Annotated in this window: 20 protein-coding genes; 14 read left to right on the forward strand and 6 right to left on the reverse strand. The window is 50.7% G+C overall.

What is annotated here, in order from left to right:
* The first annotated feature begins 113 nt into the window (after nucleotides 1-113).
* Genes N7387_RS01720 through N7387_RS01735 form a run of 4 tightly spaced genes read left to right on the forward strand, consistent with a single transcriptional unit; the run spans nucleotide 114 to nucleotide 1953 of the window.
* Entirely contained in the window at nucleotides 114-809 is a 696-nt protein-coding gene (locus tag N7387_RS01720) for an RraA family protein (protein WP_279796312.1), read from the forward strand.
* Nucleotides 810-828: 19 nt separating this feature from the next.
* Entirely contained in the window at nucleotides 829-1353 is a 525-nt protein-coding gene (locus N7387_RS01725; protein WP_279796314.1) for a hypothetical protein, read from the forward strand.
* A gap of 22 nt (nucleotides 1354-1375) precedes the next feature.
* A complete protein-coding gene (locus tag N7387_RS01730; protein WP_279796316.1) occupies nucleotides 1376-1642 on the forward strand; it encodes a cupin domain-containing protein in 267 nt (88 codons plus the stop codon).
* Nucleotides 1643-1650: 8 nt separating this feature from the next.
* A complete protein-coding gene (locus tag N7387_RS01735) occupies nucleotides 1651-1953 on the forward strand; it encodes a 3-deoxy-7-phosphoheptulonate synthase (protein WP_279796318.1) in 303 nt (100 codons plus the stop codon).
* A gap of 61 nt (nucleotides 1954-2014) precedes the next feature.
* Here the strand turns inward: N7387_RS01735 and pta are convergent, their stop codons facing one another.
* Both pta and N7387_RS01745 read right to left on the reverse strand, forming a co-directional pair.
* Nucleotides 2015-4162: a phosphate acetyltransferase gene (pta, locus tag N7387_RS01740; protein ID WP_004239858.1), complete on the reverse strand. Its 2148-nt coding sequence runs from the start codon at nucleotides 4160-4162 to the stop codon at nucleotides 2015-2017.
* Between the two features lie 72 nt (nucleotides 4163-4234).
* On the reverse strand, nucleotides 4235-5437 hold the full coding sequence (locus tag N7387_RS01745) for an acetate kinase (protein ID WP_025154943.1): 1203 nt from the start codon (nucleotides 5435-5437) through the stop codon (nucleotides 4235-4237).
* Nucleotides 5438-5804: 367 nt separating this feature from the next.
* On the opposite strand from N7387_RS01745, the gene yfbV reads away from it, so the two are divergent.
* The 4 genes from yfbV to N7387_RS01765 all read left to right on the forward strand — a co-directional run bounded on the left by yfbV (nucleotide 5805) and on the right by N7387_RS01765 (nucleotide 9614).
* Entirely contained in the window at nucleotides 5805-6260 is a 456-nt protein-coding gene (gene yfbV, locus N7387_RS01750; protein ID WP_004239859.1) for a terminus macrodomain insulation protein YfbV, read from the forward strand.
* Nucleotides 6261-6474: 214 nt separating this feature from the next.
* Entirely contained in the window at nucleotides 6475-6969 is a 495-nt protein-coding gene (locus N7387_RS01755; protein ID WP_025154944.1) for a YfbU family protein, read from the forward strand.
* A gap of 30 nt (nucleotides 6970-6999) precedes the next feature.
* Entirely contained in the window at nucleotides 7000-7668 is a 669-nt protein-coding gene (locus N7387_RS01760; RefSeq protein WP_279796356.1) for a sugar phosphatase, read from the forward strand.
* Nucleotides 7669-7784: 116 nt separating this feature from the next.
* Nucleotides 7785-9614 (forward strand): SLC13 family permease, encoded by a 1830-nt coding sequence (locus N7387_RS01765; protein WP_025154946.1) that lies wholly within the window; start codon nucleotides 7785-7787, stop codon nucleotides 9612-9614.
* A gap of 254 nt (nucleotides 9615-9868) precedes the next feature.
* Here the strand turns inward: N7387_RS01765 and N7387_RS01770 are convergent, their stop codons facing one another.
* The 4 genes from N7387_RS01770 to N7387_RS01785 form a co-directional block, all read right to left on the reverse strand.
* A complete protein-coding gene (locus N7387_RS01770) occupies nucleotides 9869-10177 on the reverse strand; it encodes a hypothetical protein (RefSeq protein ID WP_279796360.1) in 309 nt (102 codons plus the stop codon).
* Nucleotides 10178-10734: 557 nt separating this feature from the next.
* On the reverse strand, nucleotides 10735-11316 hold the full coding sequence (yfbR, locus tag N7387_RS01775) for a 5'-deoxynucleotidase (protein ID WP_004235147.1): 582 nt from the start codon (nucleotides 11314-11316) through the stop codon (nucleotides 10735-10737).
* Between the two features lie 121 nt (nucleotides 11317-11437).
* Nucleotides 11438-11872 carry a hypothetical protein gene (locus tag N7387_RS01780; RefSeq protein WP_279796362.1) on the reverse strand — a complete coding sequence of 145 codons (435 nt, stop codon included), beginning with the start codon at nucleotides 11870-11872 and terminating at the stop codon, nucleotides 11438-11440.
* A 651-nt stretch (nucleotides 11873-12523) separates the two neighbouring features.
* A complete protein-coding gene (locus N7387_RS01785) occupies nucleotides 12524-13738 on the reverse strand; it encodes a pyridoxal phosphate-dependent aminotransferase (protein WP_025154949.1) in 1215 nt (404 codons plus the stop codon).
* A gap of 741 nt (nucleotides 13739-14479) precedes the next feature.
* On the opposite strand from N7387_RS01785, the gene N7387_RS01790 reads away from it, so the two are divergent.
* From N7387_RS01790 to nuoF, 6 genes are all read left to right on the forward strand, one after another.
* Complete coding sequence (locus N7387_RS01790; protein WP_025154950.1) at nucleotides 14480-15391, forward strand: LysR family transcriptional regulator; 912 nt, start codon at nucleotides 14480-14482, stop codon at nucleotides 15389-15391.
* 676 nt (nucleotides 15392-16067) lie between these two features.
* Nucleotides 16068-16514: an NADH-quinone oxidoreductase subunit A gene (locus tag N7387_RS01795; protein ID WP_004235150.1), complete on the forward strand. Its 447-nt coding sequence runs from the start codon at nucleotides 16068-16070 to the stop codon at nucleotides 16512-16514.
* A gap of 18 nt (nucleotides 16515-16532) precedes the next feature.
* Nucleotides 16533-17207: an NADH-quinone oxidoreductase subunit B gene (locus N7387_RS01800; protein WP_004235152.1), complete on the forward strand. Its 675-nt coding sequence runs from the start codon at nucleotides 16533-16535 to the stop codon at nucleotides 17205-17207.
* Between the two features lie 78 nt (nucleotides 17208-17285).
* Nucleotides 17286-19082: an NADH-quinone oxidoreductase subunit C/D gene (nuoC, locus tag N7387_RS01805; protein WP_279796531.1), complete on the forward strand. Its 1797-nt coding sequence runs from the start codon at nucleotides 17286-17288 to the stop codon at nucleotides 19080-19082.
* Nucleotides 19083-19084: 2 nt separating this feature from the next.
* Entirely contained in the window at nucleotides 19085-19633 is a 549-nt protein-coding gene (nuoE, locus tag N7387_RS01810) for an NADH-quinone oxidoreductase subunit NuoE (protein ID WP_004235157.1), read from the forward strand.
* Entirely contained in the window at nucleotides 19630-20982 is a 1353-nt protein-coding gene (gene nuoF / locus N7387_RS01815) for an NADH-quinone oxidoreductase subunit NuoF (protein WP_004239866.1), read from the forward strand. Before nuoE ends, nuoF begins: the two co-directional genes overlap by 4 nt.
* Nucleotides 20983-21014: the final 32 nt, after the last annotated feature.

Here is a 21014-nt window from a genome sequence, read left to right on the forward strand (position 1 = left end):
AGGCGGTTTTTTTTCGTTTATATTCTGATTAATTATCTTTTAAATATAGCGTAATAATTAATAGCAATTACAACTGTCTCTGTATTTCTTATGGTGTATTCCGGAGGTAAGGAATGAATAAGATAAATACAGATTTATCAGAGAAATTAAAATTGCTGAAAATAAGTACATCAACGTTTGTTGATATTATGGATGGACTTAAAACCGGCAGTGTATTAAGCCATAAATTACAATCACAGAATCTGACAGATTATTACTTTGCCGGACAGGCTTACACCGTACAGTGGAAAATTGTCCGCAAGAGTAACAATATTCTTGAACCGTTTCCATCAACCTGGGAACAGGTAAAGGATTTTCTGGTGCCTGAATTACATACAGCAGAAAGCCTGGTGTATGTTGCCGGCAGCGGGGAGTGCATTTGTGACGCGGCATTAGCCGGCGGGATGAGCTGTACCTATTTTGAAAAGCTCGGTTTTGCCGGTGTGATAACCGGCGGCGCAGTCAGGGACGGACAGGATCTTAATGCATTATCCATGCCGGTTATTGCCACGAATTTAACGCCGACGGATACACAAGGTGCATATTATGTGTCTGAAACCGGGGGCAGTTGCCGGATAGAACAGACGACCATTCACACCGGTGACCTTATTGTGGCGGATATTAATGGTGTGGTGGTGATCCCTTACCGGGATATTGATGCTGTCATCAGTAAAGCGATTGAAATAACAGAGGTTGAAAATAACATGCTGGATAAAATACGGCGCGGGGAGCGGTTGCCGGATTTAATCAGTGTTACCGGAAGAATATAAACTGAGAAGGAAATGAAACGTGTTAACCATTCATACACTCGGCCCGAACGGAACGAACTGCGAAAAAGCAGCATATCACTGGTTGAGTGAAAATAATATTAAAGGCAATGTGAAATTATACCCGACATTAGAAACAGCGATTGAACATGTCAAAAAGGATAATGACGGCGTTCTGCTCGGCTGTATTGTATATCCTGATCTGCACAATATTGTTTTTCAGAATTTAACCTGGCTGGAATTAAAAGCCTGTTTTGTTCTGGACACACACAATATGTTATTTGCCTCGCGCCATACGGATTATAACAATATCCGCCATGTGGGGTCACATCCTGCTCCGCAGCATTTATTTGATGAACTGCCATTGCTGAATAAAAATGTGCGGAAGACCTTATTTACCTCTAACAGTGAATCCGGTGTGCAGTGTGCGCACGGTGCGGTGGATGGCTGCATTACCACACTCAGCACGGCACAAAAATATCATCTGCATATTCTGCATGATTTTGGCCCGGTACCGATGGGCTTTTCCATTCATGCCCCTAAATAATCTGTTAACACAGGAGTGTATTATGAGTTTAATTCCGGGAAATGAACTGCTTTCTTATGATATGGATTTAACCCGCAATGAAGGGGAAGAGAGTAAGGCGCAGGCTAAATTTATTCACGGCACTGCTTTTACCATGACGTTCTGGTCGTTTAAACCGGGTGCGGTGATCCCGCAGCACCAGCATGAACACGAAACCCTGACAACGGTGCTGTCCGGCTCTCTGCGCCTGACGGTGGACGGTAAAATATCCGCGAAGTTTCCGCGCGGCAAAGCCCGGTTGTCTGGCTGACCGACCCGATGCACGGTAATACCCGCAGTACTGCAGAGGGACTGAAAACCCGCGATTTCCCGGTCATTTGTGAGGAGATCAGGTTGTTTGTGCAGCTTCTCAGGGAAGCGGATCTGTATCCCGGCGGTCTGCATCTGGAAATGACGGGGCAGGCGGTGACGGAATGCACCGGCGGGCCGCAGGCACTGACTGATAAGGACATCGGGCAGTGTTATGAATCGCTCTGTGATCCGCGGCTGAACCGGGAGCAGTCAGTTGCCCTGGCGCGGGTGGCGGCAGGATACCGGCAGAGTGATAAACAGGAAGGATAAAAAAATCCCGGCGGGGAAACCCGGCCGGGATTATTGTCTGTCACTTTTCAGTCAGCAGAACTTATTTTTTCTTCGCTTCGTCCTGCGCTGCCTGAATAGCAGTCAGTGCGATGGTGTACGCGATATCATCAACTAACGCACCACGGGACAGGTCGTTAACCGGCTTGCGCATACCCTGCAGCATTGGTCCGATAGAGACCAGGTCTGCTGAACGCTGAACCGCTTTGTAAGTGGTGTTACCGGTGTTCAGGTCAGGGAAGATGAAGACGTTTGCTTTACCTGCAACCGGCGAGTTAGGTGCTTTGGTTTTCGCAACGTCAGCCATCACAGCGGCGTCGTACTGTAACGGACCGTCGATGCACAGGTCAGGACGTTTTTCCTGAGCAATGCGGGTCGCTTCGCGGACTTTCTCAACATCGTCACCCTGGCCGGAGGTCCCGGTAGAGTAAGAGATCATCGCAACGCGCGGGTCGATACCGAATGCTTTCACAGAGTCAGCAGACTGAATTGCGATTTCTGCCAGCTGTTCAGGGTTCGGATCCGGGTTGATTGCGCAGTCACCGTAGACCAGCACTTCTTCAGGCATCAGCATGAAGAACACGGAAGATACCAGTGAGCTGCCCGGTGCGGTTTTGATTAACTGTAACGGCGGACGAATGGTGTTCGCGGTAGTGTGAACCGCACCGGAAACCAGACCGTCAACTTTATCCTGCTCCAGCATCATTGTACCCAGTACAACGTTGTCCTGTAACTGCTCGCGGGCAACGACTTCGGTCATGCCTTTGTTTTTACGCAGTTCAACCAGACGCGGAACATACAGCTCGCGGATATCAGCCGGGTTAACCAGCTCGATACCGGTGCCCAGCGTCACGCCCTGTGCAGCAGCCACGCGGCGGATTTCTTCCGGATCGCCTAACAGTACGCAGGTCGCCAGACCACGTTCAGCACAGATAGCCGCTGCTTTGATAGTACGCGGCTCATCACCTTCAGGCAGTACAACGCGTTTTTTCGCTTTGCGTGCCAGTTCGGTTAACAGGTAACGGAATGCCGGTGGTGACAGACGGTTCGGACGCTCGGAATCCGCAACCAGAGAATCGATCCATTTGGTATCGATGTGGCTTGCCACGTAGTTCTGAACCAGTTCGATGCGCTCACGGTCATCAGCAGGGACTTCCAGGCTGAAGCTTTGCAGGTTCAGCGAGGTCTGCCAGGTGTTGGTGTTCACCGTGAAGATTGGCAGGCCGGTTTCGAACGCACGTTCGCACAGCTTGGCAATGCTGTCGTCGATTTCATAACCGCCGGTCAGCAGGATCGCACCGATTTCCACGCCGTTCATCGCTGCCAGGCAGGCAGAAACCAGCACGTCAGGACGGTCAGCTGAAGTGACCAGCAGAGAACCCGGACGGAAGTGCTCCAGCATATGCGGAATGCTGCGTGCACAGAACGTCACCGATTTCACGCGGCGGGTTTTGATGTCGCCTTCGTTGATGATTTTTGCACCGAGGTGGTTCGCCATGTCGATTGCACGGGTGGCAATCAGTTCGAAGTTCCACGGTACACTGCCGACAACCGGCAGAGGCAGGGATTTCAGATCATCCGCGCTCAGGTGAGCGATAGTCGCTTTGGATGAGTCATCAAAGATTTCAGACAGGTCAGGACGGGTACGGCCCTGCTCATCAACCGGTGCGTTAACTTTGTTAACGATCACGCCGGCGATGTTGGTGTTCTTGTGACCACCGAATTCATTGCGGATCAGTTCCAGACGCTCTTTGATTTCCGCTGCGGTGTCATTGCCCGGTGCTGTCACGAATACGATTTCCGCACCCAGAGTCTGGGCGATATCGTAGTTCAGGGACTGCGCATGCGGGTAGTTGCGGGTCGGTACCAGACCTTCGATCAGGATCACTTCCGCACCCTGAGTATGCTCGTGGTAACGGGCAACGATTTCTTCCATCAGAATATCTTTCTGATTGGTGGTCAGCATGGTTTCGACATAATCCATATCCAGCGGCTCTGCCATCTTCAGGGAAGAGTGAGCGCGTAAGATCTGGGTGGTCTGATCTTCAATACCTGCACGGCGCGGCTGTGCAACCGGTTTGAAGAAACTCAGGCTGACGCCTTTTTGTTCCATTGAGCGGACAACCCCGAGGCTGACGCTGCTTAAGCCGACACTGGTGCCGGTAGGAATGAGGATAATAGTACGGGACACATGAACCTCTTATTTTTTCACAATTCGGTGTTCAAAATAAATCCGCCGGCGGGGGCCGGCGGAGAGCAAAGATTATGCAGTCAGACGGGCTGCATCCTGTGCGATGACTAATTCTTCGTTAGTCGGGATCACCAGGGCAATGCTGCTGTCGTCAGTGGTGATTTTGCCTGCGTTACCGAAACGGGCAGCTAGGTTACGTTCGTGATCCAGTTTGAAGCCCAGCAGAGCCAGTTTTTCCAGAGTATGTTCACGAACCATTGCTGCGTTCTCACCGATACCGCCGGTGAAGATGATAGCATCCAGACGGCCTTCCATCAGTGTCGCGTAACCACCGACGTATTTCGCCAGACGGTGGCAGAATACATCCATTGCACGGGTCGCGTCAGCTTGTTTACCGTAGTTTTCTTCAACATAGCGGCAGTCGCTGGTGACTTCAGTCAGACCCTGCAGACCGGATTCTTTGGTCAGCATTTTGTTGATGTCTTCAACGCTCATGCCCATTGAATCATGCAGGTGGAAAATGATAGCCGGATCGATATCACCGGAACGGGTACCCATGACCAGACCTTCCAGCGGAGTCAGACCCATAGAGGTGTCCACACACTCGCCGTTAACGATAGCGGCAACAGAACCACCGTTGCCTAAGTGGCAGGTGATCACGTTCAGTTCTTCAACCGGTTTGTTCAGCATTTTAGCGGCTTCACGGCTGACGAAGTAGTGGCTTGTACCGTGGAAACCATAGCGGCGGATACCGTGGTCTTTGTACAGGCTGTACGGCAGGGCATACAGGTAAGCTTCTTCAGGCATGGTCTGATGGAAAGCGGTATCGAAAACACCGACGTTTTTATCAGCCAGGTGAGGGAAGGCTTTCAGTGCTTCTTCCACGCCTAACAGGTTAGCCGGGTTGTGCAGAGGAGCAAAGGCAGAGCACTCTTCCATTGCTTTGATAACTTCGTCAGTGACGATAACAGAGTGAGCAAATTTCTCACCGCCGTGAACCAGGCGGTGGCCGATGCAGCCGATCTGTGCGGACAGCTCAGGTTTTGCACCCATGATATCTTTCACGATGAAACGCAGTGCTTCGCTGTGAGCAGCGCCCGCGCCTAATTGTGCTTCGTGTTTAGCACCATCCATTTTCCACTTGATACGTGCTTCCGGCAGGTTAAAGCATTCTGCCAGACCCGTCAGATATTCATCACCAGTTGTAGGGTCAATGATCGCAAATTTCAGTGAAGAACTACCGCAGTTAAGTACCAGTACCAGCTTACTTGACATGGAATTACCTATAATCTTGTTGTGGATAAGTCTTATGTATTAAGACAGTGGTTAAAACGTAATCTAACTAAGCGTAGCGCAATATTTCAGCGCCGTTCATGATTAACATCATGCAATTTTTATATTGAACGATAAATCATCGCTGCAATCTGTTGTCTGAGGCGTGATGGCGTAAAAACACACATTTTGCCCTTGAAAAAGGCCGCACCAGACAAAATAATTAACTCAGGATTATTTCACCGTGATTAAACGGGCGTAGCATACCCGCAGATGACAGCAATTTCAAAATATACTTAATCCTACAAAAATATTTTGACTGAATGTAGCCATATTTTAATTATTATGTTTTTTATTGATTGAGGTCATAATGCCTGATAACACACCGGCAAAACCGGGTTTGTTCCGCGCACTGCGTCTCGGTAAACGTTACGCCGCCACCTGGCCGGCCGTGAAACAACTCGCCCCGGTTTTCCCGGAGAATCGTGTCATAAAATCGACACAGTTCGGTATCCGTTTTATGCCGCCGCTGTCGGTGTTTACCCTGACATGGCAGATAGCCCTCGGCGGGGCACTCGGTCCCGCAGTCGCCACCGCACTGTTTGCCTGCTCGCTGCCGCTGCAGGGGTTATGGTGGCTCGGACGGCGAGCCGCCACGCCTTTACCGGCCGGGCTGCTCAGCTGGTTTTATGAAATCCGCGCTAAGTTTGCCGAAGCCGGGATTGCGATTGCACCGGTTGAAGGCACACCGGATTATATGGCACTGGCGGAGTTACTGAAACGTGCTTTTAAGCAACTGGACAACTCTTTCCTGGATGACCTGTAAGTACCGCTGTTTTCCGCCCGTTTCTGCGGGCGGTATAAATCCTTCTTTTATTAATCGATTCAGCTTTTGTAACCCCCTGTTTTTCCTTTCCGTAAAATTACCGGTACGAAATTCCCCGCTGAGATCAAAAAAGGTGTGTATTTCACTATCTTATAGATTTGAGTAATGCGATGATTCTGACCATACCTCGGATTACTTTTTCAGGAGATACACCATGGAAATGACCAACGCACAACGCCTTATCCTCTCTAACCAGTATAAAATGATGGCTATGCTGGATCCGGATAATGCCGAGCGCTACCGCCGCCAGCAAACCATTATTGAGCGCGGCTTCGGGCTGCAGATGCGCGAACTGGATCGCGATTTCGGCGAGCTGCCGGAAGAAATCTGCCGCCGTGTGATTGATATGATGGAAATGTACCACGCACTGCGTATCTCCTTCGATAATCTGAAAGAAGCAAAAGATATCGACGCGCGCCGTATCCACTTCTTAGGTTTTGATGCGGCGACCGAAGCACGTTATTTAAGTTATGTGCGTTTTCTGGTAAACACAGAAGGGCGTTATACTCACTTTGACAGCGGCAGCCACGGCTTTAACTCCCAGACGCCGATGTGGGATAAATATGTCCGTATGCTGGGTGCATGGCATAACTGCCCGCGCCAGTATCACCTGAGTGAAGTGGAAATTAATCAGATCCTTAACGCATAATATTCCGGTATCCGCAACGGCGAGGCACGCATGACACTGACTGCAAAAGGTTTTTTGTTTGATCTGGACGGCACACTGGCTGATTCTCTGCATGTGGTGGAGCGTGCCTGGCTGGCGTTTGCCCGCCGTATCGGGGCGGATGAGGATGAAGTAAAACATTTTATTCACGGCAAACCGGCGGTTGAGTCCATCCGCCATTTTCTGCCGGATGCGGATGAAACTGAAATCGCCGCGCAGCTGGCGTGGGTGACAGAGCAGGAAATCAGGGAGAGTGACCAGGTCACCGATCTGCCCGGTGCGCAGGCACTGCTGGCGCGTCTGGTTTCTCTTGAAATTCCGTGGGCGATAGTCACCTCCGGTTCTGTGGCGATAGCCCGTCCGCGTCACCGTGCGGCAAATCTGCCGGAGCCGGATGCCTGGGTGACGGCGGATACTATCACCCGCGGTAAACCCGACCCGCAGCCTTATCTGCTGGGTGCGGAAAAGCTGGGGCTGGCTCCCCGCGACTGTTTTGTGTTTGAGGATGCCACCGCCGGTCTGCTTTCCGGGCTGGATGCCGGTTGTCAGGTGATTGCCGTGCATGTTCCTGCCGGAACACCGCGCACGGATGAACTGGCCATGCGGGTGGATTCACTGACAGACATTGAGGTTGAGAAAGCGGCGGACGGTACGGTAACACTGACCCGCCGTCCCGGCTGACAGCCGGAACACCGCTGCACAGCACCGGTCAGACAATGAGGGAAAACGGGCTGTGCGTTAACAAAAACGATGAGACAGGATGTTCACTGTCCGGGCATTGACGAAAGAGGACGTTGGTGAATACGGAACTCGTGTGGGTGCTGACCCTGCTGTTTATCGCCATTGTTTTATTTACCACCAACAAAGTCCGGATGGATGTTGTGGCGTTGCTGGTGATAACCGCCTTTGTACTGAGCGGCACGCTGACCGTTAATGAAGCCGTTGCCGGGTTCAGTGATCCCAATATTCTGCTGATTGCCGCCCTGTTTGTGATCGGGGAAGGGCTGGTACGTACCGGGGTTGCCTATCAGATGGGGGACTGGCTGGTGCGGGTGGCCGGTTCCGGCGAAACCCGTCTGCTGGTCTTCCTGATGGTCAGTGTTGCCGGGCTCGGCGCGTTTATGAGCTCGACCGGCGTGGTGGCCATTTTTATCCCTGTCGTGCTCAGTGTCTCCGCACGTATGAAAATCTCCCCTTCGCGGCTGATGATGCCGCTCGGCTTCGCCGGGCTTATCAGCGGCATGATGACGCTGGTGGCGACACCGCCGAACATGGTGGTGAACAGTGTCCTGGAAATGGAAGGCATCAAAGGCTTTCATTTCTTCTCGGTTACCCCAATCGGATTATTGATCCTGCTGGCCGGTGTCGGCTATATGCTGATTGCCCGCCACTGGCTGGGCAGCAAACAGCCGGAGAAAGCAGGGGATAATGTACAGCGTACCTTTCGTGATCTTATCCGCGACTACAAGCTGAGCGGCCGTGCGCGGCGTCTCGCTGTCCGTAACGGCTCACCGCTGATCGGCAAAACGCTGGATGAACTGCATCTGCGCACCCGTTATGGTGCCAATGTGGTGGGGATTGAGCGCTGGCGGCGTTTCCGGCGGGTAATGGTCGGTGCGACCGGCGGTATGGAACTGCGTGACCGCGATGTGCTGCTGATCGATATGTCTGCCAGCGATATGGATTTACGCGAGTTTTGTGCCGAGCAGATGCTGGAACCGATGATCCTGCGCGGCGAATATTTCTCTGAACACTCCCGCAACGTGGGAATGGCGGAAGTCTCCCTGAACCCGGAAAGTGAGCTTATCGGCAAAAGTCTGCGGGATATCGGTTTCCGTACCCGCTACGGGCTGAATGTGCTGGGTCTGCGCCGGGGCGGGGCCGCGCTTGACGGTAATATTGTCGATGAACCGCTGCAACTCGGGGATATTCTGCTGGTGGTCGGGGACTGGAAAATTATCCGCGTGCTGGCGACCAAACGGCGTCACTTTATTGTGCTGAATCTGGCGGCGGAAGCGGAAGCCGTGGTGCCGGCGGCCTCCCAGGCACCGCATGCGCTGTTTTGTCTGGCGCTGATGGTGGCGATGATGGTCACCAACGAAATCCCGAATTTTATCGCGGCACTGATTGCCTGCCTGCTGATGGGGAAATTCCGCTGCATCGATATGGAAAGTGCTTACCGGTCGATCCACTGGCCGAGCATCATTCTGATTGTCGGGATGATGCCGTTTGCCCTGGCGTTACAGAAAACCGGCGGGATCACGCTGATTGTCAGCGGGCTGATGGATGTCGCCGGTGATCTGGGCCCGCATGTGATGCTGACCGCCCTGTTTGTGCTGTGTGCGACTATCGGGCTGTTTATCTCGAATACCGCGACAGCGGTGCTGATGGCACCGATTGCCATCCAGGCGGCACATGAAATGCAGGTTTCGCCGCTGCCGTTTGCGATGGTGGTGGGCGTGGCGGCATCGGCGGCCTTTATGACGCCGGTGTCATCACCGGTCAATACGCTGGTGCTCGGGCCGGGAAATTACACCTTCGGGGATTTCGTCAAAATCGGCGTGCCGTTTACGCTGGTGGTGATGGCAATCAGTATCGCGGTGATCCCGCTACTCTTTCCGTTCTGATGTTACTGGTATGGCAGATGATAGTAAATATTCCGATCACTAAATTTTGTACTATTTGATAAATGAATTGTATTTTTTGGTGATATCTAATTTTTAGTGTTTGTTTGAAGTAAACTTTTATTACTATAGATGTACCTTAATAAAGGTAATATCACAGAGGTAATATTCTAAATAAAAAATATGAAATGGCACTTACTAAGTAATAACTTAATTCATGCCAGAAAAAGGATATGGTTGAGATGTGATTAGTTATATCATTGTCTTTTAGACTTTATCTGAGAAAACGATATCAGTGTTTGGCAAAATGCAACAACATCACCCATTGATCTCAGTGAGTGTAATGCCGGACCCCAGTTTTCAGGTTCACCTTCATAATGATGAACTTGTAGCCATTTTCCCTCTTGTGCAGATGGATGTGTTGAATGCCTTATTTGAAAGGCAATACCATGCTTTTCTCTCTTGAAATATACATCGAAAACTGTATCTTCAGCATTTCCTGAGACTGTATACTCGTATTCTTCACCTATTGTTCGGATTAGTTTTTTTGCTAAGCTACGGTTCATTTATATAATACCATGTGTGTGAATATGTCAGTTAATTGTCCGGTAATTTTTTGAGTGATATCAGAGGGTAATGTTAGATAGGTAAACATCACTTTCCTGAACCTCAAAAATTACATACAATGATATTAACACAAAAACACATGGTTATTATATTATTTATATGGTAATGCATCACCAGTGTTATTACATCATTCATAGCGTAAGGCACAAAAGGAATTATTGAATAATATATTGATATTATCACTATTTTATCGCAGCAGGGATATGGATGTTTGAACATGGATACCCTCTGGAGATGGAAAAGCAAAATTTATTAGCAATAATCCAAAGTTTACTTGTAACTAGTGTAAGTCATATAGCTATAATGGTACGTCGTCTATTGGAGCAAAATGATAATTTGCGGAGGTACGGGAATGACAAAGTTTGAAAAATACAGGGTGAAGCAGGATTGAGCGCGTCTGATAATCCCCTCTGTACCACGGACGGTGCAACTGTTTCTCCTGACGAATCAGCTTTCTGAATAATTCTGTTTCATGCATAAACAGGTATCCCGTTCGTTACTGACTGATTTCATCCAGTGACAGACTGAATCCGGGAATAAAGACGTCGCGGAAATAGTCCATTTCCGGGCTGCGGCGTTCTTCGAGGGTTTTTTCCAGCCGCGCTTTTGCCAGATGGAACTCGGTATTACCCGCCCCAATTTCTTCCAGACACTTGAGATAGGCACACAGGGCATCGGCCTGTTTGACGATTGCCGCGTCTTCCGGCGAATGGGCGTCTTCATCAATCAGCGGAGCAAAATCCGCCTGTAACTCTTCAGGGATCATGGCAATCAGTTTCTTTTGCGCCATGCGTTCGATTTTTTTGTACTCATGGGCTATCTGCGGATTGTAATACTTGATAGGTGTCGGCAGGTCACCGGTGATCACTTCACTGGCGTCATGGTACATCGCCAGCAGGGCAATTTTTTCCGGATTGAGTGTGCCGCCGAATTTGCGGTTTTTAATCACCGCCAGCGCATGCGCCACAAACGCCACCTGAAGGCTGTGTTCAGAGACGTTTTCCTGAATCACATTGCGCATCAGCGGCCAGCGGGTGATCAGTTTCAGACGGGAAAGGTGGGCAAAAAAGTAACTCATAGACAACATTCCTGACAGCAATTTGTTGATAATAAGGGGCTTGTCGCAACAAGCTCCTTTGACATAGGTTTCACCGGGCTGCCGGGAGGAAACAACCCGAATGATGGACAGGCCCGGATCCTCAAAAATGCTCTGCAAAAAAAGCAACCGCGCCTTTTTTGTCAGCACAATCCAGACCGCCTTCAGCCGTAATTTTAGCAGCATAGTAAGCTGCAAAACGACCACAATCATTCCCGTTTAACAGAGATTGATCCCCGCGATGCTCGACAGTGACAGAAAAATCATCCCCGATTAAATTTTCCTTCCGCAAGATCGCTGTTAAACGTCCCGCGCCGCCATAGAACATATCAACAAAGCCACCTTTAGGATCATGAAGAACTGCGCTTTGTATAATGCCATTATCGATGTCTGCTTCTAATAAGGTAAAATGTCCGCGCGGGCCAAATGGACCATAAGTATTGCTCTGAGCGACAGGAATCAGCGCCTTTGCCGGACCTTGCTGATACGCGTCAGCTAACGCTGTAAATGTCTGGAGAAGCGATCGGCCCCCCGCCATATGTGCGGCGACAGAATCAGACTCCGGCAGGTCATGTGTAGTGGCACAAACGATATAGGCAATCCCGGCAGATTCTTTTACTCTGAAGACAGTCTGTTCTACTCCCCACGCATTGGCGTCTCTGTTTTGCCGCCACCCCTTATCTTCTGAAAAAATGCTATCCAGGCTCTGATTTAATTGACCCGGAGACAGCTTTTCACCAAAAATACCCAGGAGCCTGTTGATGAATGAATGCAGCCATGAACAAAAACCTGCGCTTTCCGGGGCGCTGATGATGTCAGCAAACTGCTCATGATCCTGTGGCTGGAGAGGTCTGTTTCACTATAAGAGATCTCTGTAAAATAACACAGTGCTGACATCTCTGCTGCTGATGGAATCCGCATAATAAACTCCGCTGATAGCACTCCCGGAACCGTATATCTGATCGGTATTGCCGGAATACATAAAACAACCAGTCCGCAGGAGGGTCTCCCGGAACCAGCATGAAGTGATTGATGCTATTATCTGTCCCTGACCTTTAATTTTGCAATAAGGCTATCGGCTGATTCATCATTTGCAACAACCCCATAATAAGAGCGGATATTCTGTGGTGTTCCGGGGGGATGTAAATGAAAACGGCTTCCCGGGGGAAGCCGCTGACAGCAGTAACGATTACTGGCGGTAATGGGAGAGGAAGCGCCCGAAGCGGTTAATCGCCATCTCCAGCTCGTCCTCACGCGGCAGTGTCACGATACGGAAGTGGTTCGGTTCCGGCCAGTTAAAGGCAGTCCCCTGTACCAGCAGTACTTTTTCCTGTAACAGCAGGTCGAGGATCATTTTCTGGTCATCGTGAATATTGAAGCGTTTGGCATCAAATTTCGGGAACATATAGAGTGCGCCCATCGGTTTGACACAGGAGCAGCCCGGTATCTGGTTAATCAGTTCCCAGGCTTTGTTGCGCTGTTCATACAGGCGACCGCCGGGATGAATAAACTCATTAATGCTCTGATATCCGCCGATAGCGGTCTGGATAGCATGCTGCATCGGCACGTTGGCACACAGACGCATGGACGCGAGCATTTCCAGCCCTTCAATATAGCCTTTGGCATGTTTCTTCGGCCCGTTCAGAACCATCCAGCCCTGACGGAAACCGGCGATACGGTAGGTCTTTGACAGGCCGTTGAAGGTCACGGTCAGCAGATCCGGTGCCATCGCGGCGATAGAGTGGTGGACAGCATCGTCGTACAGAATTTTGTCGTAGATTTCGTCAGCAAAAATGATCAGGTCATTCTGACGGGCGAGTTCGACAATTTCCTGTAACAGATCTTTACTGTAAACAGCGCCTGTCGGGTTGTTCGGGTTAATCACCACGATACCGCGGGTACGCGGGGTGATTTTCTTTTTGATGTCTTCAATATCCGGCATCCAGCCCTGTTCTTCGTCACACATATAGTGGACGGCAGTACCGCCGGAGAGGGAGACCGCACCGGTCCATAACGGGTAATCCGGTGCCGGTACCAGCATTTCATCCCCGTTATTCAGCAGCGCCTGCATGGACTGCACAATCAGTTCAGACACCCCGTTACCGATATAGACATCTTCCACCGTCATATCGCGCATGCCGCGTTCCTGATAGAACTGGACAATGGCTTTACGGGCAGAATAGAGGCCTTTTGAATCGCTGTAACCCTGGGAGCTTGGTAAATTACGGATAACATCAACCAGAATTTCGTCCGGGGCATCAAAACCAAACGGCGCCGGGTTACCGATATTCAGCTTGAGAACTTTCTGGCCTTCCTCTTCGAGACGTTTAGCCTCTTTGAGTACCGGCCCGCGAATGTCATAACAGACATTATCGAGTTTGCCGGATTTCTTTATTATATTCATCTGTTCAGGACCTTAGCGCGTTAATCTTATACTTTATCAGGTAAAACCCGTTATAACCCACTCTACTCTTACCGTCCGGGGTTTTGAAGACAGTAAACGTCTTTTGGTTAAAAACAACAGGATTTGTTTTAGAAAGGATCAGGAGTACCGGTTTATTATGGATATGCCGGATTATCATGCTTAATGTTGTGTTTAATCCGGAACTTATGACTGACAAGGGGGAGGTGTGCTGAATTTTGTAAAGTTATCTATCGGAAGATCATAATTGGTAAAGTAATACCGTGTTTTTACTAAATAGCAAGCAGTTGTTGAAATTGTATAATCTTTTCTTATATATTAAACCCTGAAGTTGGTAATTATTAGTAGTATAACTAATAAAAATTTACGGCATAATGTGATTTTCAGAGTATTTAACCTTAAAGTTGCAAAATAATCAGGTTTATCTTGCAGCAGGACGTATTCACAGCATGCATTTTCGTTATTTTACAATCTGTATTATTTCGTCATATCCGGAAAACAGTGCGGCAAGATACGTAAAATTTGTGTGTTTGTATAGCAGGCCTGCTGTTTTAGTATGCAGCATTACATAATGGAGTTACTCACTGTTACGTATTTTTGTTAGTGTTAGTTATGTTTTACTCTACCCTGTTGTATAGGGTAATGTCTTCGTTGGCGATGCCATTTTTCACGCCAATAAACACCAGGTAGTTATTAAAAATCAAAATTAGTGAAGAAAAAACAATGATAAATTCAAATCGTCCAGTGCTAAATCTGGATCTCGATCTGCTGCGGACGTTTGTGGCAGTCGCGGATCTGAATACCTTCGCGGCGGCAGCTGCGGCAGTATGCCGTACTCAGTCTGCCGTCAGTCAGCAAATGCAGCGTCTCGAGCAACTTGTCGGGCGCGAACTGTTTGCGCGTCATGGCCGTAACAAATTACTGACCGACCATGGGTTACAACTGTTAGGTTACGCCCGTCAGATCCTGCGGGCAAATGATGATGCTACCGCATCACTGGCTTATAACGATGCAGAAGGGGAGTTACGTATCGGTGCATCCGATGATTCCGTGGACTCACTGCTGCCTTTCTTACTCAACCGTATTGCGTCGGTATACCCGCGTATGGCCGTTGATGTCCGCATCAAACGCAGCCAGTACATTGAAGGTATGCTGGATAACCATGAAATTGACCTGGCACTGACCACCGCGCGTATTGCCCATCACCCGCGTACCGCTCTGCGTACCGCACCGGTGCTGTGGCATTGTGCGCCGGATTTCCAGTTACAGCCGAATGAGCCGATTCCGCTGGTGGTGATGGACGAAACCAACCCGTTCCGCCATCTGGCGGCGGAAACCCTGGATGAGGCAGGTGTTCCGTGGCGGATTGCCTATGAGGCCGCATCACTCTCTGCTGTCCGTGCGGCGGTGAATGCCGAGGTCGGGATCACCGCCCGTCCGCTGGAAATGCAGAATGCTGACCTGCGCATTCTGAGTGTCAGTGAAGGGGTGCCGCGTCTGCCGGAAATTCAGTACTGGTTATACCGTAACATTGACGAGCAGAGCGAGTCAGTGCTGACGGTCTACCAGGCGATTGAAAACAAAAAGACGCCGTATACTGTAACACCGGCGGATGATGACAAAGCCGCAGAGTAAGCAGTTATACTCTGATACAGAACCGACATACTTTGTGACAATCAGGCACACAGCCGGGGGATAAATTCCCCCGGCTTTTTTGTATCCTCTCCGCCGGTACGGAAATATCATATAAATGTTAACAGCATCACGCCGTGTTCCGGTTTTTGATGTCATTTTAAGCGTCATATCGCAGTTTTGTTTACTTGTTTGTTACAATGTTAACAAAACACATGTTCTGTGATTGCCAAAATTAACCGTGCTCATTACATTGCAATAAAACTTTGTTAAAAACCTGACTGATTTTCTCAGGTTTTAAGAAATGATGATGAATTAATCATTTGTTAAATAATTTTCAGCCAAACTGTGACTGAGATCAAAAATATTGCCCCTATTTACCGATGGAAAGACAGGTTTTTCCTGAGATAATGGGTTAGTAAAAGCGATCTATCCGTTAATATAATAAAGTTAATTTTCAATTTAGTTACTTACTGACTCGTTTTAGCGATAAAGTCGCATAACGGGTTAATCTTAAGTTGACGGTTTGTAACAAAATTGGGAAGAGCGGGGAACAATCCGGGTTACCGGCTTTCTCATCACGATAAGTGTTGTATCCGCCACTGAGTTGTTCCTCTCGTGTGTCGCTGTGGTGCTGTATGCAGGTACGGCAGGCAACACCACCTTTAATGAGTAAGCAATGAGTATGTCAACAGCCACTGAAGTTCTGGCCCATAACTGGGCATTTGCCATCTACCTTTTAGGTGCTCTCGGGTTATGTGCATTTATGTTGCTGGGCGCCCGTTATCTCGGGGGCCGTGCAAAAGCACGCGCCAAACATCTCCCTTACGAATCAGGTATTGACTCGGTCGGCAGCGCACGCCTGCGGATGTCTGCAAAGTTCTACCTGGTCGCCATGTTTTTCGTGATTTTCGATGTTGAAGCCTTATACCTTTTCGCCTGGTCTGTTTCGGTCAGAGAATCGGGCTGGATAGGGTTCACCGAAGCCGCGATCTTTATTCTGGTGTTATTGGCAGGGCTTTTCTATCTGGCACGTATCGGCGCGCTGGACTGGACGCCTGCACGTTCACGCCGCGAGGTGAAACACCCGAGCGTTGTGAACAAAATCAATAACAATCAACCGTAGTCAATAGTGAGGCACAAGATGGATTATACGCTCACCCGCATCGATCCAAACGGTGAGAATGACCGTTATCCCCTGCAAAAACAAGAGGTTGTCAGTGACCCGCTTGAGCAACACGTTCACCGCAGCGTGTATATGGGGAAACTCGAACATGCATTACACGATATGGTTAACTGGGGCCGTAAAAACTCCCTGTGGCCGTATAACTTCGGTCTTTCCTGCTGTTATGTAGAGATGGTGACCTCCTTTACGGCGGTGCACGACGTTGCCCGTTTTGGTGCGGAAGTGCTGCGTGCCTCCCCGCGTCAGGCGGATTTTATGGTTGTGGCCGGAACCTGCTTTACCAAAATGGCCCCGGTAATTCAGCGCCTGTATGACCAGATGCTGGAACCGAAATGGGTTATCTCTATGGGCTCCTGTGCCAACTCCGGCGGTATGTATGACATTTACTCTGTCGTGCAGGGTGTGGATAAATTTATTCCGGTGGATGTGTATATTCCGGGCTGCCCGCCGCGTCCTGAAGCCTATATGCAGGCATTAATGCTGTTACAGGAATCTATCGGAAAAGAGCGCCGCCCGCTGTCCTGGGTAGTCGGTGATCAGGGCGTTTACCGCGCCAATATGCAGTCAGAAAAAGAACGAAAACGCGGTGAACGGATTGCGGTGACCAACCTGCGCTCTCCGGACGAAATTTAAGGCTTTCGGGCCACCGGGCGCAATATTTGCAATGTGTTGCGTCCATTGAACCCTGAACAACTGTTGTGGTGAAGAATGATGACAGAAAGTAATACGCAGACCGCACAGCGTCCCGCGTGGCAGACTCATGATTACCTGGATGATCCGGTCATTGAGGAACTGCGCCGTAAGTTCGGTCCTGACGCATTTACGGTTCAGCCGACACGCACCGGGATGCCGGTCGTCTGGGTGAAGCGTGAGCAGCTTCTGGAAGTGCTGTTTTATCTTAAATCGCTGCCGAAACCGTATGTGATGCTGTTTGACCTGCACGGGACGGATGAGCGTCAGCGCACCCACCGCGAAGGTCTGCCGGCGGCGGACTATTCCGTGTTTTATCACCTGATTTCCATTGAGCGTAACCGCGATATCATGCTCAAAGTGGCGCTGAATGAAAACGACCTGCATGTACCGACGGTGATTTCCGCATTCCCGAATGCGAACTGGTATGAGCGTGAAACCTGGGAAATGTTCGGTATCATTATCGACGGACACCCGAATCTGCGCCGTATTATGATGCCGCCGACCTGGGAAGGGCATCCGCTGCGTAAAGATTACCCGGCGCGGGCAACGGAATTTGATCCGTTTGTTCTGACCAAACAGAAAGAAGATCTGGAAATGGAGGCGCTGACCTTCAAACCGGAAGAGTGGGGCATGAAGCGCGGCAACGAGAACGAGGACTTTATGTTCCTGAACCTCGGCCCGAACCACCCGTCTTCTCACGGTGCGTTCCGTATCATCCTTCAGCTCGACGGTGAAGAGATTGTCGATTGTGTGCCGGATATCGGCTACCACCACCGTGGTGCGGAAAAAATGGGTGAGCGCCAGTCCTGGCACAGCTACATTCCGTACACCGACCGTATCGAATACCTTGGCGGCTGCGTTAACGAAATGCCGTATGTGCTGGCGGTGGAAAAACTGGCGGGCATCGAAGTTCCGGCGCGTGTGGATGTGATCCGCGTGATGCTGTCAGAACTGTTCCGCATTAACAGTCACCTGCTGTATATCAGTACCTTTATTCAGGATACCGGGGCGATGACGCCGGTCTTCTTTGCCTTTACCGATCGCCAGAAAATTTATGATGTGGTGGAAGCCATTACCGGTTTCCGTATGCATCCGGCCTGGTTCCGTATCGGTGGTGTGGCGCACGATCTGCCGAAAGGCTGGGATCGCCTGCTGCGTGATTTTCTCGACTGGATGCCGAAACGTCTGGAATCCTATGTCACTGCCGCACTGAAAAACTCCATTCTCAAAGGCCGTTCTGTCGGCGTAGCTGCTTACAACGCGAAAGAAGCCCTCGACTGGGGTGTGACCGGTGCCGGTCTGCGTGCCACCGGGATTGATTTCGACGTGCGTAAATGGCGTCCGTATTCCGGTTATGAGAATTTCGATTTTGAAGTGCCTGTTGCCGCCAACGGCGACTGCTATGACCGCGTGATGCTGAAAGTGGAAGAAGTGCGCCAGAGTCTGCGCATTTTGGAACAGTGCCTGAAAAACATGCCGGAAGGGCCGTTTAAAGCAGATCACCCGCTGACCACGCCGCCGCCGAAAGAGCGCACGTTACAGCACATTGAAACCATGATTAACCACTTCCTCCAGGTGTCATGGGGTCCGGTGATGCCGGCTCAGGAATCGTTCCAGATGATTGAGGCCACGAAAGGGATTAACAGTTACTACCTGACCAGTGACGGCAGCACCATGAGTTACCGTACCCGAATCCGTACACCAAGTTATGCCCATCTGCAGCAGATCCCGTCGGTGATCAGCGGCAGCCTGGTCTCTGACCTGATTGTGTACCTCGGAAGTATCGATTTCGTTATGTCGGATGTGGATCGCTGATTATGCAAGAACTGAACCCTGAAGCAAAAAAAGCACTGCAAGGCGCAGTGAATGCGGCGCAGCCAGCCGGAAAACAACCTGATTTTGTGCTGAGTGACGAAGAGCGCGCCGAAATCGAAGCGGAAAAACACCATTACGAAGATCCGCGTGCCGCCTCCATCGAAGCGCTGAAAATTGTGCAGAAGCACCGTGGCTGGGTGGAAGACGGCGCGATTTACGCCATCAGCGATGTGCTGGGCATCCCGGCGAGTGACGTGGAAGGTGTGGCGACATTCTACAGCCAGATTTACCGCCAGCCGGTCGGCCGCCATGTGATCCGTTACTGTGACAGCGTGGTGTGCCACATCACCGGTTACCAGGGGATCAAGGCGGCACTCGAGCGCAAACTGAATATTCAGCCGGGACAGACAACCGCCGACGGCCGCTTTACGCTGCTGCCGACCTGCTGCCTCGGGAACTGTGACAAAGGGCCGACCATGATGGTTGATGAAGATACCCACAGTCACGTGACGCCTGAAGCCATTGAAACGTTACTGGAGCAGTATCCATGACAGTGAAAACGGTTTGCCGTACTGCGGAAACCCATCCTCTCACCTGGCGGTTGCGCGATGACCATCAGCCGGTGTGGCTGGATGAATACCGCAGCAAAAACGGTTATGCGGGGGCGGAACGCGCCCTGAAAGGCATGGCACCGGATGAGATCACCAGTCTTGTCAAAGATGCGGGTCTGAAGGGCCGCGGCGGTGCGGGGTTCTCCACGGGTCTGAAGTGGAGCCTGATGCCGAAAGACGAGAGCATGAATATCCGTTACCTGCTGTGTAACGCCGATGAAATGGAACCGGGCACCTACAAAGACCGGCTCCTGATGGAACAACTGCCGCACCTGCTGGTGGAAGGGATGCTGATCAGCGCCTTCGCCCTGAAAGCATACCGGGGCTATATCTTCCTGCGCGGCGAGTACATCGAGGCAGCGAAACACCTGCGTCATGCCATTGAAGAAGCGAAAGCCGCCGGTCTGCTGGGGAAAAATATCCTCGGCAGCGGGTTTGATTTCGAGCTGTTTGTGCACACCGGTGCCGGGCGTTATATCTGCGGGGAAGAAACCGCGCTGATTAACTCCCTGGAAGGCCGCCGCGCTAATCCGCGCTCCAAACCGCCGTTCCCGGCCAGTTCCGGTGTATGGGGAAAACCGACCTGTGTCAACAACGTCGAAACCCTGTGTAACGTACCGGCGATTCTGGCACACGGCAAAGAGTGGTACATCGGTCTGAGTGAAGGCAAAAGTACCGATGCCGGGACCAAACTGATGGGCTTTTCCGGCCGCGTGAAAAATCCGGGGGTCTGGGAACTGCCGTTCGGCACCACCGCCCGTGAAATCCTCGAAGATTACGCCGGGGGCATGCGCGACGGACTGACCTTAAAAGCCTGGCAGCCGGGCGGTGCGGGAACCGATTTCCTGACACAGGATCACCTTGATTTACCGATGGATTTTGAGCATATCGGCAAAGCGGGCAGCCGTCTGGGAACGGCGCTGGCAATGGCGGTGGATAATGAAATCAACATGGTATCACTGACCCGTAACCTCGAAGAATTTTTTGCCCGCGAATCCTGCGGCTGGTGTACACCGTGCCGTGACGGACTGCCGTGGAGCGTGAAAATTTTGCGCGCAATAGAAAAAGGGGAAGGCCAGCCGGGAGACATTGAGACATTAGAGCAATTATGTCGTTTCCTGGGACCGGGTAAAACCTTCTGCGCACACGCGCCGGGCGCGGTAGAGCCGTTACAGAGTGCGATCAAATATTTCCGTGATGAATTTGAAGCGGGGATCGTACAGCCGGTTTACGGCAACGTGCAGACCATTGCCGGGATCCAGCCGAACCTGCTGAAGCAGCGCTGGTGATCCCTTACGGATTTTCGTTTAACGCCTGCATA

This window comes from Morganella sp. GD04133 (assembly GCF_029835375.1).
Lineage (GTDB): Bacteria > Pseudomonadota > Gammaproteobacteria > Enterobacterales > Enterobacteriaceae > Morganella > Morganella morganii_B.